Here is a 16,821-nt window from a genome sequence, read left to right as displayed (position 1 = left end):
GCTTAGTTCAGCATGTCAGGTAATGCCTTATAATCAAGTCCGTTGAAGGTGCCAGAAGTCATCATTAAAAGGTTTTTATTCTCCCATTTTTGAGACTTTATGAAATTCAGCATCTCCTCTTTATCGTCAAATACATTGAGGTTACTTTCACCAAAACTCTTTTTAATATCTTCTTTAGTGATAGCGTCCATCATTTTATGCTCAAGGGTTGAGGGGCTATAGAATACAATGGGCACATTGCAGTATTTCATTGTGCCTTTATACTGGCTTAGAAACTCCTTGTTCAAACTACTGAAAGTATGAAGTTCTAGACAGGCCACCAAATCCCTCGCTGGGTACTGCTCTTTTACTGCTAAAGTAGTTGCCTTCACTTTTGAAGGTGCATGCGCATAATCTTTATAGATAGAGACACCTTTTTTCTCGCCTATAAGCTCAAGGCGTTTGTCGGCTCCTTTAAAAGACTGTATAGCCAGATAGAATTGATCTGTCGAAATACCAATTCTTTTAAGTATTTCCATGGCACCGCTGATGTTCTGCAAATTGTGTTTGCCGAAAAGCTTTACTGGAATATTCTCATTGCCATTGGTAAGATAGGTAACACCATCTTCAATGATATGAGCATGGGTCTTGTATGGAAGTTCCACAACGTCTTCCCGCTCTTTACTGCCTATGACAGTTCCTAAAGAATCATCCTCACTGTATATCAAAGTTCCGGCCTTTGGTGTGGCATCTGCAAACAAATCAAATTGTCTTACATATTCATCTTCTGAAGGAAACACATTAATATGATCCCATGATACGCCAGATATCAGACCAATATGATGATGGTACTTCAAAAACTTCGGTGTTCTGTCAATAGGTGAAGACAGGTACTCATCACCTTCAATAACTATGATCGGGGCATCAGATAACTGAACCATATCTTCAAAGCCAGCAATTCTTGCTCCAACAGCGTAATCAAAATGTCTGTTATAATATTTAAGCACGTGCATTACTATAGAAGTAATAGTGGTTTTTCCGTGGCTACCGGCAATTACAATCCTTTGCTTATCTATGGACTGCTCATAGATGTAATCCGGAAATGAATATATCTTTAGGCCTAACTCCTGAGCTTTCTTAAGCTCTGGATTATTCTCACGTGCATGCATGCCAAGTATTACGGCATCAAGTTCAGTGGTTATTCTATTTGCATCCCAACCTTCTTTATCTGGCAATAAACCATTGACTGAAAGTCGTGTCTTGGAAGGTTCGAAAATTTCGTCATCTGAACCTGTGACGTGGTGCCCTTTTTTCTTTAAGGCAATGGCCAAATTGTGCATGATACTGCCTCCAATGGCTATAAAGTGAATATTTTGAGATGGTGTACCCATGAAATGAAAATGTTAAGGGTCAAAAATAGAATAAAAATTAATATTTCGGGATTATTTAGACACTTTGAGCGTTGTGCATAAGTATGTGGATAACATATAAATTTGTGAATGAAAGCGCAAGTTTTGCACAAATAAAAGTGAATAGGCCTTATTAAACTGTGGAAAATGATGAAGGTGTGGTTGGAAAATTTGGGATGCTGGCGGTGGGATGATTTTTTTATAAACAAGACTTTATTTTTAAAGACAATTCACCAGAATTGTACGGCTTTTATTTTCTTTTTAGGTTTGAACTTGTCATTAAAAATATAATCCAACAATCACTACATGGAAAACAAATCTTCGTCTCTAAGAGTAGGTCATAAGTCTAACAGGTTAGTTAAAGATATAAACGACACGTTAGGTAAATTGCCTCCTCAGGCGATAGATTTGGAAGAAGCGGTTTTGGGTGCGTTAATGTTGGAAAAAGACGCACTTACGGCCGTTGTTGACATCCTTACACCCGGCAGTTTTTATCTGGATACTCACAAAGAAATTTACAGTGCCATTGTTACGCTTTTTAACAACTCTGAGCCTGTCGATATGCGTACTGTAGTTTCACAGCTACGTAAAAGTGGTAAGTTAGAATTTGTTGGTGGATCTTATTATATCGCGGAACTTACCTCTAAGGTATCGTCAGCGGCCAATATTGAGTATCATGCCCGTATAGTAACTGAAATGGCCATTAAGCGGGAGCTGATCAGGGTGGCCTCAGAGATTCATCAGGATGCCTATGAAGATACCACAGATGTCTTTCAATTATTGGACAAAACTGAAAGTGCTCTTTTTGAGATTTCGGAATCCAATATCAGGAAGAATTATGATAGCATGACTTCATTGATGGCTCAGGCCATTCATGAACTGGAGGAAAGGAAAAATCATAAGGATGGCCTTACTGGTATTGCCAGTGGTTTTACAGCTTTGGATAGGGTAACTTCTGGTTGGCAGAAATCGGACTTGGTAATTATTGCGGCAAGGCCAGCAATGGGTAAAACGGCCTTTGTTGTGTCAGCACTCAGAAATGCTGCTGTGGATTTTAACCACGCGGTAGCCATATTCTCATTAGAGATGAGCTCTGTCCAGCTGGTGAATAGGTTAATCTCTGCTGAAGCCCAACTAGAGAGCGAAAAGATTAAGAAAGGCAATCTTGCAGACTACGAGTGGCAACAACTGATTCATAAAACAAACAAACTAAGTAACGCTCCAATATTTATTGATGATACCCCCGCATTATCCATCCTTGAATTAAGGGCAAAATGTAGAAGACTTAAGGCTCAGCATGATGTGCAGCTTATAGTAATTGATTACTTGCAACTGATGAGTGGCGATAGCTCTAAAGGAGGGGGGAACCGTGAGCAGGAGATTGCTTCTATCTCAAGAGCCTTGAAAGGGATTGCTAAGGAATTGGATGTGCCTGTAATTGCACTTTCACAGTTGAGTAGGGCAGTGGAGACTCGTGGTGGAGACAAAAGACCGCAACTATCAGACCTTAGGGAATCAGGATCTATTGAGCAAGATGCTGATATGGTAATGTTCCTTTACCGTCCTGAGTATTATGGTATTACCGAAGATGAGAATGGTATGCCGACAACAGGAGTGGGTGAAGTTATTATCGCCAAGCATAGAAATGGTTCAATTGAAAATGTCCAGCTCAAATTCATCGGTAAGTACACCAAGTTTACAGATTTGGATAATCATTCCTTTGGTGAGCCTTTCCCGGGATCAGGTGGTATACCTAATGAGTTTGATGACGCCCAAACTATGACTTTCGGCAGTAAATTAAATTCTGGAGAAGGTGATCAGACAGGTGCCGGGGGATTTGGATACACTGGTGGCGATGATGATGATGACGCACCATTCTAATTAATCCTTCTTTCATATTGTAGGGTTCAGTCCCATTTCTTAACTTCATTATAAACATCAAACATAATGAGGGCACTATCTATAGCATCAAAAGGAGTAATTAAACTGATACAAGCCCCAGTTCCGAAAGTAGGGACAGGCAATGTATTGGTTAAGGTTTCTGCGGCAGCACTTAATAAGCGCGATCAGTTTATTAGGGAAAGCAAATATCCAAATATTAAATTCGGATCGATCCTCGGTGCGGATGCTGTAGGGGAGATAACGGAAGTTGGTGATGGAGTTAATAAAAAGAACATAGGCCGTAAAGTTATTATTAATCCTAATATCAGTTGGGGAGATAATGAAGCGGTTCAATCCCGCGATTATGCTATTTTGGGAATGCCATCAAACGGAACATTTGCTGATTTTGTAGAAGTAGGTGCAGATCGCATTCATGACATACCAAAACACCTTAAAGATGAAGAAGCTGCAGGACTTCCATTAGGAGGACTCACCGCATACCGCTCCTGCTTCACACATGGAAAAATAAAGAAAGATGACAATGTTCTCATCTCTGGATTTGGTGGAGGAGTTGCCCAATTTGCCTTTCAGTTTGCCCTGGCTGTTGGCGCCAATGTTTACGTTACTTCCAGCAGTGAAGCTAAAATTAAAAAGGCCATTCAAATGGGTGCCGTTGCGGGGTTCAACTATACAGATCCTGACTGGTACAAAAACCTTTGGCAAACCAAGGGAGGTTTTGATGTGGTCATTGATAGTGCAGGAGGCGATCAGATAAATACGTTTGTTAAGTTGATGAGACCAGCAGGGCGTATTGTTTTTTATGGTGCCACCAATGGACTTCCGTCATCTATTGATCTTTACAGGATGTTTTGGAACCAGATAACTTTGCAGGGTAGTACTATGGGTAGTGATAGCGAATTTAAGGACATGCTGGCTTTTGTAGCAAAGCATAAAATTGTCCCTGTTGTGGAAAGTGTTTTTGAATTTGACAATATTATCAGAGCCTTTGACGAAATAGCCAGCTCAAGTAAGATAGGGAAGATTATTATTAAACTTTAACTTGAGTTAAGATATTTTAAAATATCTGATTATCAAACGTTTATAATTTAAAATACTAAAAATATTAGTAGATTATTCTTTTAAAACTCAAGCTCATCAAGAGCATTTTTAAGTTCTCTTAGTGTGGTTTGGTTGCCTTGATCCTGCGCAACTGATATTCCTTTATTGTAAGCTTTTATGGCTAAATCATCTTCTCCAAGAGCTTGGTAGAGATGGCCTACCTGGTAATAAGTGGCAAGATAATTCGGATGGATGTCCAGTAATTTTTCGAAGTAATCCCGCGAAGTGCCTGGGTCGGTTTTCATATATTCCATGGCAATGGCGTATAGTGTAAACGGATCATTTGTATCTTCTTCAAGATACTTCAGCAGTTGTTCTAATCGGTTCGAATTCGTCACAGTTTCAATTTTTATTTGCTCCATTATTCGCTATCTTCACGGGCAAAATTAAAAGGTTAATTTACAACATTTTAAATCCATAAAATTTAAATGAAAATATTAGTTTGTATAACCCATGTGCCAGACACAACATCGCGCATTGCTTTCACAGATGGTGATAAAAAATTTGATGCTAATGGTGTTCAGTTTATCATCGGACCCTATGATGATTATGCTTTGGCTAGAGCGGTTGAATTAAAGGAGCAGTCAGGGGGAAGCATTACAGTATTAAATGTTGGTGGTGCAGAAACCGAACCTACTTTGAGAAAAGCATTGGCTATAGGTGCTGATGATGCCATCAGGATTAATGCAGAACCAACTGATTCATTATTTGTAGCTGCTGAAATCGCCCATGTTGCTAAAGATGCGGGTTATGACCTTATATTGATGGGCCGTGAATCTATTGATTTCAATGGAGGTATGGTTCATGGAATGGTAGGCGAGATTTTAGGAATTCCTTCTATTTCACCTGTAATGACTTTAGATATTGATGGTGATACTGCTAAGATGGCCAGAGAGATTGAAGGTGGTAAAGAGATGCTTGAGGTTAAAATGCCTTTGGTTGCCGGATGTCAGGAGCCTATCGCTGAATGGAAAATACCAAACATGAGAGGTATTATGTCTGCAAGAACCAAGCCTTTAAATGTGGTTGAGCCTTCTCAAAACCAATCAGGTACTACGCTTGAGAAATATGAATTGCCACCAGCTAAAGGTGCCGTGAAAATGGTGGACGCTGATAACGTTGCCGAATTGGTAAATTTATTGAAAAATGATGCCAAGGTTATTTAATCTAATTTATTCACAAAGAAATTAAGAATATGCCATCAATATTAGTTTTCGTTGAAAGTGCGGAAGGACAAATAAAAAAGACATCCCTTGAGGCTGTTGCATATGCCAAAGGAATGGGGGGTGATGTTACAACAATAGCTTTTGGAACGGAAGTTTCTGATTCAGAATTACAAGGATTGGGTAACTATGGTGCTTCAAAAGTTTTGCATGTAAAGGACGATAGGTACAATCAGGGAGTTATCCAGGCTTATGCTTCAGTAATAGCTGATGCTATGAATAAGGAAGGCGCTGACGTATTAGTGTTGGCTAACTCTTCATTGGGCAACCCTGTCTCTGCAAGAGTTGCTGTTAAAGTAGATGCCAGTTTGGTTTCTAACGTTACTGAATTGCCAGATACGTCAGCAGGTTTTAAAGTAAAAAGAAGTATTTACACTGGTAAGGCATTTGCTAATGTGGAGCTTACTAAGGATAAAAAGATTCTCGCTATTAAGAAGAATGCCGCTGAGGTAAAAGAAATAGGTGGAACAGCAACTGTCGAGGCATTTGCAGGCTCAGCTTCTGAGGGTGATTTTAGCGCAAATATTACTAAAACTGAGAAGGCAACTGGGGAGATACTGTTGCCAGAAGCAGAATTAGTAGTTTCTGGTGGTCGCGGTTTGAAAGGCCCTGAGAACTGGGGAATGATCGAGGAGCTGGCTAAAGTATTAGGTGCAGCCACAGGTTGTAGCAAGCCAGTATCAGATATGGATTGGAGACCACACCATGAACACGTAGGGCAGACCGGAGTAAAAGTAAGTCCGCAGTTGTATATAGCCGTGGGTATTTCAGGTGCTATTCAACATTTAGCAGGAGTTAATTCGTCAAAAAACATTGTAGTAATCAATAAAGACCCCGAAGCGCCATTTTTCAAGGCAGCTGATTATGGTATAGTTGGCGATGCTTTTGAGGTTATTCCTAAATTAACAGAAGCCATTAAGGCAGCGAAGTAGAGATTTGTGGATAAGATACGCTTAGAAATATTAGGACTTTCTTCCAGTCAATCACAATCAGGTTCATTTGCTCTTGTACTGGGTGAAACTGAGGGGAGTCGTAGATTGCCCATCATCATTGGTATGTTTGAGGCTCAGGCCATAGCCATTGAAATAGAAAAGATTATTCCAAACAGGCCTATGACACATGATTTGTTTAAATCATTTGCACATAGCTTTTCTTATAAGGTGGAGGAGATTATTATCTCTGACCTTAAAGAAGGAGTTTTCTTTGCTAAGATAGTTTGTGCTGGTGACGGACCTAAGGTTGAGATTGATGCCAGACCTTCGGATGCTATTGCTATTGGCCTTCGTTTTGATGCTCCCATTTACACTTATGAATCCATCCTTGCAGAAGCAGGTATTGTGCTTACTGATGAGAATGACGATGACATTAGCGAAATTAAGAGCGAGCTGAAATCGAAAGCGAAGAAGGAAAAAGAGGAGGTGAAGAAAAGCGATAGCGGCTTCAAAGATATGTCTGTAGACAAACTCAATGAACTTCTTAACGAGGCGATTGAAAATGAGGACTACGAAAAGGCTGCTAAGATCAGGGACGAACTAAGCAGAAGAAATTAAAACAGGAATACTAGGCTGATAAGTTGCTTATCAGCCTATTTTTATGCCCAAATTCAATGGATTACATAAGAGGTTTGTTAGGTCTTGCAGTGTTAATAGGCATTGCATATTTGTTTTCTAGTAATAAGAAGGCCATTGATTGGCGTTTAGTAGGCATTGGTATATTGCTTCAGTTGATATTTGGGGTGCTTATTACCAAAGTAGAGTTTGTGGCCACTGGCTTTGATTGGATTAGCGATGTCTTTGTTAAGTTCTTGAGCTTTTCTACAGATGGAGCTCAATTTCTCTTTGGTGATCTGGCGACCGATAAACTAGGATTTATTTTCGCTTTTCAGGTACTACCTACAGTTATTTTCTTTTCTACTGTTTCTACCGGGTTGTATTATCTGGGAGTGTTACAAAAGGTGGTTTATGGTATTGCGTGGGTAATGGCTAAAACCATGAGGTTGTCTGGTGCGGAGAGTTTGTCTGCAGCAGGGAACATATTCCTTGGACAAACAGAAGCGCCATTGTTGGTAAGGCCTTTTGTAAAAACTATGACCACCTCAGAGTTAATGTGTCTCATGACCGGAGGTATGGCCACCATTGCTGGAGGGGTGTTGGCGGGTTATGTTGCCTTTTTAGGCGGGGATGATCCTGTGGAGCGCTCGAAATATGCGGCATATTTATTAAGTGCTTCAATAATGAATGCGCCTGCGGCCATAGTTATTGCCAAAATGGTAATCCCGGAAACCAATAAGGAAGCTATTGATTCCAACCTTAATGTCTCTAAGGATAGCATGGGGGTCAACCTTATAGATGCTTTGGCACATGGTGCGTCTGAGGGTGTTAAATTAGCAATGAATATAGCAGGTATGCTTTTAGCATTCATAGCCATTATTTTTGCTGTCAACTGGATATTGGTTGATGGTATTGGCAGCTGGACTGGGTTAAATGAGTTTGTTGCTACAAGTACTAATGGTGTTTTTACAGGCTTTTCTTTAGAATATATCTTGGGGCAGGTTTTTAGACTCTTTGCTTTTGTTATGGGTGTAGAATGGGCTGAAACCATATCCGTGGGGAGTTTGCTTGGACAAAAGATTGTGATCAATGAGTTTGTTGCCTATTTGAGCTTAGCCGATATGAAAATGGGTGGGGGACTAAGCGAGAAATCTATTGTTATCGCCACTTATGCATTATGTGGATTTGCCAACTTCAGCTCCATTGCCATACAAGTGGGTGGAATAGGAGTGATGGCTCCTAGCCGTCAGGGTGATTTGTCAAGATTGGGTATGCGTGCGCTTTTTGCAGCTACCATGGCCACCATGATGACGGCTACAATAGCAGGAGCTTTGTTTGGTTGATTTAAATATTATTTGGCTTCTAGTGATTTATATACACTGTAATTAATGTTATCCAAATAGAAAACTCTGCTCGACAGAATTAATGCTCCAAATTGATTTTTAGCCCTGTATTTGTGAAAAATTAATTGTCTATTATTAATGGCCTTGCATAACATTGATTTTGAAGGTGAAATTCGTTTCAAGCTGTTTTTTAGATTTTTATATTCAGACATTGCTCTTTTAAGGTTTCCTTGAACTCTAACTATTCGTTCTAAGATTCTTTTCTCCAATTTAGCAGTCATTAACCTATTTGATGAATTATATGCATTACTTAATAAGTCATCAAGATTAGCATAATTACATATCTCAGTGTTATTTGAGAATTTTCTCAATAGAATAAAGTTGTTCTTAAGAATGTTGAACATATTAGAGTCTTTGGGATCTATTATACTAAATATTTCATCAGCACTTTTTATACTTCTTGACAATGAATTTTGAAAATCGATAAAGCTTGAATAAGTGTCTGGAATATTTTGAATCATTTCGTACAGAGAATTAAAAACTTTGAATTCTATCGGCTCATAGCTTGAAGCATCATTAAGATTGTTTTTCATATATTCTTCTATTGGTTTTTCATAAGCTTCTCGAGTTGTGCAGCCTGTTAGAATGAGATAGGAAAGAATAGATGCAATAATCCCTTTAAATAACATATAGTTTAATTTATATATTAATTATGTGCTGTAATCAACATAAATTTTTTGAGAAAAACTTGATAAGATAGCATTTATATAAAAAAAGCCCACTCAATTGAGCGGGCCTCTCTACTTAACTAAAAACTACTTAACTATCTAATTATGAAACGATCTCCCTAATCTTGGGAGCCGCTGCCATAATATCTTCATTGGCAAATTCTGCGAACTTCTCGAAGTTCTTATTAAATGCCTCAGCCAGTTGATTGGCCTTTTTATAATATCCTTCATCATCGTTCCATGTTCCCCTTGGGCTCAATACCTCACTAGGTACTCCCGGGCAAGAAGCCGGAATAGCCACATGGAAAACAGAATGGTTTGAAAATTCTACGTTGTCTAATTCACCATTTAATGCTGCGGTGATCATTGCTCTTGTGTATGAAAGTTTCATTCTTGAACCTTTGCCATATGGGCCGCCAGTCCAGCCAGTGTTGATCAACCATACATTAACACCTGCTTCCTGCATTTTTTTGCTTAGCATTTCTGCATATTTGGTAGGGTGCAATGGCATAAAAGGAGCTCCAAAACAAGCCGAGAAAGCCGTGACGGGTTCAGTAATACCAGCTTCTGTGCCAGCCACTTTAGCAGTGTAACCAGAAATGAAGTGGAAAGCTGCCTGACCCGGAGTAAGTTTCGATATTGGAGGCAATACTCCGTACGCATCACAAGTCAGGAAAAATATATTTTTTGGATTTTTGCCTATTGAAGGTTCTACAATATTATCAATATGGTCAATAGGGTAACTTACTCTTGTGTTCTCAGTTTTAGAACCATTTTTGAAATCAACATCACCATCATTGATTACTACGTTTTCGAGTAGGGCGCCTTCTTTAATAGCTCTATAAATATCCGGCTCCTTCTCCTCAGATAAGTCGATTACTTTTGCGTAACAACCACCTTCAAAGTTGAAAACACTGTTTTCATTTGACCAGCCATGCTCGTCATCACCAATAAGTTGCCTGTTAGGATCTGCTGATAACGTTGTTTTTCCTGTGCCTGATAACCCGAAGAAAATGGCAGTATCACCACCTTTACCAATGTTTGCAGAGCAGTGCATGGAAAGCGTGTTTTTTAAATGCGGAAGCTCAAAGTTAAGCGCTGAGAATATGCCTTTCTTTATTTCTCCCGTATAACCTGTACCACCTATTAAGGCTATCTTTCTTTTAAAATTTAGAATAGCGAAGTTATGTTGTCTTGTGCCGTCCACTTCAGGGTTTGCTTTGAACCCCGGAGCATTTATTACAACCCAGTCTGGAGAGAATGACTTAATTTCTTCTTCCGTTGGCCTGAGGAACATGTTATAAGCAAACATGTTTGACCATGAAAATTCATTAACTACCCTGATATTAGTTCTGTAATTATCATCAGCACATGCATAGGCATCGCGCACATATATTTCTTTACCAGAAAGGTAGTTTGTTACTTTGTCGTATAATGCGTCAAATTTATCAGCATCAAAAGGGATGTTTATATTTCCCCACCAAACAGAATCTTCTGTAATTTCATCTTTAACTATAAACCTGTCTTTTGGAGATCTACCAGTGAATTCACCGGTGTCTACAGAAATTGCCCCTGAGTTAGTTCTGGTTGCCTGTCCTAAATTAACGGCAATTTCAGCAAGCTTCTTTGGAGATAAATTCCAGTGAGCAGTTGCACCTTTAATTCCCAACGCTTCTACAGATGCATTCTCTGATTTTACGCCTATTTCCTGCATGATACTGTTTTTGTTTTGTTATATGTTAGTTGAAAATAAGACTGCAAAAGTAGTAAATAAATTACTTGGGCAATAGTATAAAATGATATTTCAATCGTTTGCGAGGCAAATTTAGGCATATGTTCTGTTAAGGTGTTCACCAGTAAATGTTTATTTGTTTATATAATCTAACAATAGTAGCTTTAGCGGTATTTTTTAAATGAAAACTTAATTATATGTCATCAATTACAATAGATCATCCGGATCATGGTGCTAATGGGAAGCAGCTGTGGGGGCACCCGATGGGATTATACTATCTTTTTTTCGTAGAACTGTGGGAGCGTTTCAGCTATTATGGTATGCGGGCCTTATTAACACTATATCTTGCGGCACCTTTACTCGGAGATAATCCGGGTTTGGGATGGGATGATGCAAGAACATATAGTTTTTATGGTACTTATACCATGCTTGTGTATTTAGCTACCATACCTGGCGGTTTGATTGCCGACAGGTTTCTTGGACAGAAGAAAACGGTTTTAATTGGTGGCATACTATTATGTATCGGACATACTGTATTGGCTATTGAAGCCATGTGGGCATTTTATACTGGTATTGCATTTATTATTGCCGGTGTAGGCGGGTTGAAATCAAATATATCTACTATGGTAGGTGGTTTGTACAAACCCGGTGATGATAGAAGAGATAAAGGGTTTTACATTTTTTATATAGGAATTAATATTGGTGCATTTGCAGGTGCATTGGCCACGGGCTGGGCTGCGGTTCAATATGGATGGCATTACGGGTTTGGTCTTGCCGGTATTGGTATGTTAGTAGGTCAAATAATGTTTATGTATGGGCAGAAATACCTAAAGGGTGTTGGTGATTTTGAAGGAGCGGCAGATTCTATTAATAAAGAATTGATGAAGAAGCCCCTTACCAAAATTGAGAAGGATAGAATGTTAGTGATGTTTCTTTCCTTCTTAATCATTATTGTATTCTGGGGTGCGTTTGAGCAAGCAGGAGGGCTAATGAACTTATATGCTGAACAAAAAACTGATAGATTCATTGGCTTTTTAGACTTTACTGTTCCAGCCGCTTGGTTCCAGTCGGTGAATGCATTTTTTATTATGACATTTGGTACAGTTGTAGCAGGATTTTGGTATTGGTGGAAAAAGCAAGGCAAAGAATCATCATCACTATTTAAAATGGCTGTTGGAGTTATTGTTATGGGATTTGGCTTCCTGTTTATGTCAGGGGCGTCAATGCAGTATCAGGAAAGTGGTTCTTCAGCTATGTACTGGTTAGTATTAGCCTATTTGCTCCATACTTTAGGAGAACTATGTGCTTCTCCAGTGGCTTTATCTTTTATAACAAAATTAGCCCCTGTTAAATATGCCTCTTTTATGATGGGAGCTTATTTCGCAGCAACAGGACTTGGTAATAAGTTGGCGGGAATGCTGGGGGTTTGGTCTACTACGCTTGGTGAGTTTGAATTGTTTACTGTCATATTTGTATTCTGTGCAGTTTTTGGTTTGCTTGTAATAGCTATTCTTAAACCTTTAAAGCGTCTCACACATGGTGCTGAAGAGGTGTCTCCAGTAGTGGCTATCGAAGATGAGGGCTACTCAAGACCGGATAAGGTAGAATAATATTGATAGATATTTTAAAGGGAGTTCTAAATGGGACTCCTTTTTTTGGGTTATTAGTTCAGCAATATCGCAAAAATTATTACCTTACTCCTAATAAATAATCTAATGTGAATATTAGCGCTTTTGACATAAAACATAAGTATGACCTGTTTATTAGCAATAGGACCATTTATAGCTATTTGGGCAGCCTTACGCAGAAGGAGTTGGATCATATTTTAGAAAGATTGGAGGCTGCGCTAAGCAACTCATTGTCGTCCAGGTTAGCCATTAAAAAAATATATAACATTCTTGTTGAAGGGGTTCAAAACATCTTCGGATATTTAAGGAGCAAAGCCAGTGACGATTACCTTTTAGAATCATTTGTCTTTGTTAATGAAGTAGAAGGTGGATATAAGATTATAACCGGTAACTTCATGCGGAAGCAGGATATCAAGAGCATTGAATCAAGAATACAAATAGTAAACTCTTTGGATGCCAATGAGCTAAAAGATTTGTATAGGGGGGTACTTGATATTGGAGGCACATCTGAAGGTGGAGGAGCAGGATTAGGATTTATTGATATGGCTAAAAAGTCAACCGGAGAGTTGATTTATAATTTTGATGAAGTAGATGATAAACATGTGTTTTTCACTCTTGAGATGAATGTAGAAGTTTAATAATATAAGTTTGAATAAAGAGATTTAAATAGAATATGGATAATTATACATTAACACCAACACCAAAAACACCGAGATTATATTTTAATAGTCAGTCTGGGGATTTTGAAATTTCCGGAAGATCGATTCCTGAAAACTCAATAGAGTTTTATAGACCGCTAATGGAATGGTTGGATAATTATGTGACTTCTCCAAGTAGCAGCACCAAATTGACTATTAATCTGGAATATTTTAATACAAGTTCTTCAAAATGTCTTGTTGAAGTATTTAGAAAGCTAGAGAAGATTAATGATAGTTCTGAAGTTAGAATCTTCTGGCACTATGAAGAAGAAGATGAAGATATGCAGGAGTCAGGTGATGACTTTAGAAAAATTATTAAAGTACCTATTGAGCTTGTAGTAATAAAGAACGACTGATTTAACAATTAATTTAAAATCCGTCAGGTCCTTTCTAGTCGGGACAGATAAATACAAAAAAAGCCCGAACATAAAGTCCGGGCTTTTTTATGGTTTAAGATGTGAATTACATCATACCTGGCATGCCGCCACCACCGTGCATTGGCATAGCAGGTTCATCTTCCTTTATTTCAGTTACCACTGCTTCAGTTGTCAATAACAATCCAGCGATTGAAGCTGCATTTTCTAAAGCAAGTCTTGTAACCTTAGTAGGGTCAATAACCCCAGAAGCGATCATATTCTCATACTTGTTATTTCTAGCATTGAAACCGAAGTCTTTTTTGCCTTCTCTTACTTTCTGAATAACTACTGATCCTTCCATTCCGGCATTTTCAACAATAGTTCTAAGCGGAGACTCAAGTGCTAATCTTACGATGTTTACACCAGTTGCCTGGTCTTCATTTTCAGTAGCTACTTTGTCAAGGGCTTCAATGGCTCTGATAAGCGCAACACCACCACCAGCAACTACACCTTCTTGTACAGCGGCTCTTGTAGCGTGCAAGGCATCATCTACTCTATCTTTCTTCTCTTTCATTTCCACCTCTGTAGCAGCACCTATGTAAAGGATAGCCACTCCACCAGAAAGCTTAGCAAGTCTCTCCTGAAGCTTCTCTTTGTCGTAGTCAGAAGTAGTATTTTCTATTTGCTGCTTTATTTGATTTACTCTTGCAGTAATATCAGCTTTTTTACCAGCACCGTTTACAATAGTTGTATTGTCTTTATCGATGTTGATTTTCTCAGCAGTACCTAAGTACTCTAGCGTAGCTTTCTCAAGGGTGTAACCTCTTTCTTCAGAAATCACAGTTCCGCCAGTTAAGATGGCAATATCCTCAAGCATAGCCTTTCTTCTGTCGCCAAAACCAGGAGCTTTAACAGCAGCGATTTTCAGCGCACCGCGGATTTTGTTAACTACCAGTGTAGCAAGGGCTTCACCGTCAACATCCTCAGCAATTATCAATAAAGGCTTTCCAGTTTGGGCAGTTGCTTCAAGGATTGGAAGCAATTCTTTCATTGAAGAAACCTTTTTATCGTAGATCAAGATGTAAGGATTATCTAATTCAGCTTCCATCTTGTCAGCATTGGTCACGAAGTAAGGAGACAAGTAACCTCTGTCAAACTGCATACCTTCTACAGTTCTAACTTCAGTTTCAGTTCCTTTAGCTTCTTCTACGGTAATAACACCATCTTTCCCTACTTTGTCCATAGCATCAGCGATCATTTGACCGATTTCGCTATCGTTATTTGCAGAGATAGTACCTACCTGAGCAATTTCGTTAGAGTTTTTTATGGTTTTTGATTGAGACTTAAGGTTTTCAACAACAACACTAACTGCTTTGTCGATACCTCTTTTTAAGTCCATAGGGTTTGCTCCGGCAGCCACGTTTTTGATACCGTGAGCGAAGATAGACTGAGCTAGTACAGTAGCAGTAGTAGTACCGTCACCAGCATCATCAGCTGTTTTAGACGCTACTTCTTTTACAAGCTGCGCACCCATGTTTTCAACTGCATCTTCTAATTCTATTTCTTTAGCAACAGATACACCATCTTTAGTCACGTTAGGAGCACCAAATTTCTTATCAAGGATTACGTTTCTTCCTTTTGGTCCTAATGTTACTTTTACGGCATCTGCCAACTTATCTACACCTTTTTTCAGTTTGTCTCTAGCTGATGTGTCGAAAGATATTTCTTTAGCCATTTTATTGGTTATTTAGTTTTACGTTAAAATTTAAAATAATCAAGATTAAACAATCGCAAAGATGTCCGACTCTCTCATGATTAAGTATTCTTTGCCATCTACTGTGATCTCAGTTCCTGCATATTTACCATAAAGAACTTCGTCACCTGCTTTTACAGTTAGGGGCTCGTCTTTTTTACCATTACCAACAGCAATTACTTTACCTTTCTGAGGTTTTTCTTTAGCTGTGTCAGGAATGATAATACCTGATGCTGTTTTTTCTTCAGCAGCAGCAGCTTCTACTAGAACTCTGTCTGCAAGAGGTTTGATGTTTACTTTTGACATTTTTTTATAAGTTTAAAATTAAACGTTTACATGTTTCTAAGCCCTATTTATCAGTTTTTGTGCCAACGTTTGATTGCCACTAAACACGGTCAAAATTGCAGGGAAACTTAGGTTAAAAATTGCTTTCGATGACAGATGTGACATTAAAGCACCGTTGCTGTCATGGCAACTTGTCAGGGTGGTGATCATTGCTTTTTTCAAAACAATGCGTAAATTCTGTTATTGTTTAAAATAGACTTACTATGGAGAAGCTAAATAGTGACTGGTTAACCGATGGATTGATTGATTTTGAATACAAGAAATACACCTTACTCGCATATTTTCAGGAGGTAAGAAAGTCATTCAACAAAGTAGAATTATACCCTGTCTTAAACGAACTTATACAACATTATGACAATCTGAATAAACTCAAAGAGGGGAAGGACTCGATAGAAAGCAGGTTTCCAAAAGAAGTAAATGGTCTTGATATGACCAAACTCAAAATATTTTACAAGCAGATGCTTCATGATGATGAGATTATGAAGGAGCTTGAGGATATTGTTGAGTATGCATTGCCCATGTTTAAAGGCACATTGGAGGAAGGTAAGGAAATATATGAATTTGTAGAAACTCAATGCGAGGTAACACCTATAGGGCTGCTGCCATTGTATACTGATGAGGGGTATTTCTTTTTAGGCAATGCTACTGGAGAACTTACCATACATAGATATCAAATGATGAAATTTGAAAGTCCTGCTCAGACCTATAGAGGTATTAACACTACTTTAATTGACAGGATTAATAAAGGGATAGGGGAGACATTTGAAAACCTGAAATTGAATTTGATCAGAAAGTTTGCTGACTTACCAAACCCGGCTACTTATCTTATACAATCCAAAATGATGTTTCCTTATCAACCTACGTTGGTTCCAATAGCAAAGCGATTGTTGATAAAACACATATCTACCACATAAAAAAAGCCCGACAATGTAATTATGGTAATGGTGCCAAAAATGGTTGGTGATTTTTAGTGGATCATTGTATTATTTTGTGATTGTAAATCTGAAGAGGAAGTAGGCTCTGCTGAGGAGCAACCTGCCAGCAATAGGACTTACCAAGTGGAATGAACCTCTCTTC

General features: G+C 38.6%; 16 protein-coding genes. 10 read left to right on the top strand and 6 right to left on the bottom strand.

Translation table 11 applies throughout. The features are described 5' to 3' along the window. Positions 1 to 2: 2 nt before the first annotated feature. Positions 3 to 1,370 carry a UDP-N-acetylmuramate--L-alanine ligase gene (locus RIB54_RS06240; RefSeq protein ID WP_350099789.1) on the bottom strand — a complete coding sequence of 456 codons (1,368 nt, stop codon included), beginning with the start codon at positions 1,368 to 1,370 and terminating at the stop codon, positions 3 to 5. Between the two features lie 324 nt (positions 1,371 to 1,694). On the opposite strand from RIB54_RS06240, the gene dnaB reads away from it, so the two are divergent. Together dnaB and RIB54_RS06230 are read left to right on the top strand one after the other, a co-directional pair. Further along, positions 1,695 to 3,269 carry a replicative DNA helicase gene (gene dnaB / locus RIB54_RS06235; protein ID WP_350099787.1) on the top strand — a complete coding sequence of 525 codons (1,575 nt, stop codon included), beginning with the start codon at positions 1,695 to 1,697 and terminating at the stop codon, positions 3,267 to 3,269. 66 nt (positions 3,270 to 3,335) lie between these two features. Further along, complete coding sequence (locus RIB54_RS06230) at positions 3,336 to 4,328, top strand: zinc-binding dehydrogenase (RefSeq protein WP_350099785.1); 993 nt, start codon at positions 3,336 to 3,338, stop codon at positions 4,326 to 4,328. Between the two features lie 80 nt (positions 4,329 to 4,408). Here the strand turns inward: RIB54_RS06230 and RIB54_RS06225 are convergent, their stop codons facing one another. Then, positions 4,409 to 4,750 (bottom strand): tetratricopeptide repeat protein, encoded by a 342-nt coding sequence (locus RIB54_RS06225; protein ID WP_350099783.1) that lies wholly within the window; start codon positions 4,748 to 4,750, stop codon positions 4,409 to 4,411. Between the two features lie 66 nt (positions 4,751 to 4,816). On the opposite strand from RIB54_RS06225, the gene RIB54_RS06220 reads away from it, so the two are divergent. The 4 genes from RIB54_RS06220 to RIB54_RS06205 are packed head-to-tail and all read left to right on the top strand — an operon-like array spanning position 4,817 to position 8,504. Further along, positions 4,817 to 5,554, top strand: coding sequence for an electron transfer flavoprotein subunit beta/FixA family protein (locus RIB54_RS06220; protein ID WP_350099781.1), 738 nt, complete (start codon positions 4,817 to 4,819; stop codon positions 5,552 to 5,554). Positions 5,555 to 5,583: 29 nt separating this feature from the next. Further along, the gene (locus RIB54_RS06215; RefSeq protein WP_350099779.1) at positions 5,584 to 6,543 is read left to right on the top strand and encodes an electron transfer flavoprotein subunit alpha/FixB family protein; all 960 of its coding nucleotides are present in this window, start codon (positions 5,584 to 5,586) and stop codon (positions 6,541 to 6,543) included. 6 nt (positions 6,544 to 6,549) lie between these two features. Then, entirely contained in the window at positions 6,550 to 7,161 is a 612-nt protein-coding gene (locus RIB54_RS06210) for a bifunctional nuclease family protein (RefSeq protein WP_350071818.1), read from the top strand. A gap of 56 nt (positions 7,162 to 7,217) precedes the next feature. Next, complete coding sequence (locus tag RIB54_RS06205) at positions 7,218 to 8,504, top strand: NupC/NupG family nucleoside CNT transporter (protein ID WP_350071820.1); 1,287 nt, start codon at positions 7,218 to 7,220, stop codon at positions 8,502 to 8,504. Positions 8,505 to 8,512: 8 nt separating this feature from the next. On the opposite strand, the gene RIB54_RS06200 is transcribed toward RIB54_RS06205, so the two are convergent. Both RIB54_RS06200 and pckA read right to left on the bottom strand, forming a co-directional pair. Then, positions 8,513 to 9,193: a hypothetical protein gene (locus RIB54_RS06200; RefSeq protein ID WP_350071822.1), complete on the bottom strand. Its 681-nt coding sequence runs from the start codon at positions 9,191 to 9,193 to the stop codon at positions 8,513 to 8,515. Between the two features lie 142 nt (positions 9,194 to 9,335). Beyond that, positions 9,336 to 10,946 carry a phosphoenolpyruvate carboxykinase (ATP) gene (gene pckA / locus RIB54_RS06195; RefSeq protein ID WP_350099777.1) on the bottom strand — a complete coding sequence of 537 codons (1,611 nt, stop codon included), beginning with the start codon at positions 10,944 to 10,946 and terminating at the stop codon, positions 9,336 to 9,338. 215 nt (positions 10,947 to 11,161) lie between these two features. Between pckA and RIB54_RS06190 the strand changes: the two genes are divergently transcribed. From RIB54_RS06190 to RIB54_RS06180, 3 genes are all read left to right on the top strand, one after another. Continuing rightward, on the top strand, positions 11,162 to 12,574 hold the full coding sequence (locus RIB54_RS06190; RefSeq protein ID WP_350099775.1) for a peptide MFS transporter: 1,413 nt from the start codon (positions 11,162 to 11,164) through the stop codon (positions 12,572 to 12,574). Positions 12,575 to 12,681: 107 nt separating this feature from the next. Further along, entirely contained in the window at positions 12,682 to 13,230 is a 549-nt protein-coding gene (locus tag RIB54_RS06185) for a SiaB family protein kinase (protein ID WP_350099773.1), read from the top strand. A 35-nt stretch (positions 13,231 to 13,265) separates the two neighbouring features. Continuing rightward, positions 13,266 to 13,646 (top strand): DUF1987 domain-containing protein, encoded by a 381-nt coding sequence (locus tag RIB54_RS06180; protein WP_350099771.1) that lies wholly within the window; start codon positions 13,266 to 13,268, stop codon positions 13,644 to 13,646. 106 nt (positions 13,647 to 13,752) lie between these two features. Here the strand turns inward: RIB54_RS06180 and groL are convergent, their stop codons facing one another. Further along, complete coding sequence (gene groL, locus RIB54_RS06175; RefSeq protein ID WP_350071832.1) at positions 13,753 to 15,381, bottom strand: chaperonin GroEL; 1,629 nt, start codon at positions 15,379 to 15,381, stop codon at positions 13,753 to 13,755. Between the two features lie 45 nt (positions 15,382 to 15,426). Further along, positions 15,427 to 15,705, bottom strand: coding sequence for a co-chaperone GroES (locus RIB54_RS06170; RefSeq protein WP_350071834.1), 279 nt, complete (start codon positions 15,703 to 15,705; stop codon positions 15,427 to 15,429). A 242-nt stretch (positions 15,706 to 15,947) separates the two neighbouring features. On the opposite strand from RIB54_RS06170, the gene RIB54_RS06165 reads away from it, so the two are divergent. Continuing rightward, positions 15,948 to 16,658 carry a hypothetical protein gene (locus RIB54_RS06165; RefSeq protein ID WP_350099769.1) on the top strand — a complete coding sequence of 237 codons (711 nt, stop codon included), beginning with the start codon at positions 15,948 to 15,950 and terminating at the stop codon, positions 16,656 to 16,658. The last annotated feature ends 163 nt before the right edge of the window (positions 16,659 to 16,821 follow it).

The sequence above is a fragment of the Fulvivirga sp. genome (assembly GCF_040218215.1).
Classification (GTDB): Bacteria; Bacteroidota; Bacteroidia; order Cytophagales; family Cyclobacteriaceae; genus Fulvivirga.
Note: the sequence above shows the minus strand (reverse complement) of the source record. Positions and strands in the feature narration are given on the sequence as shown.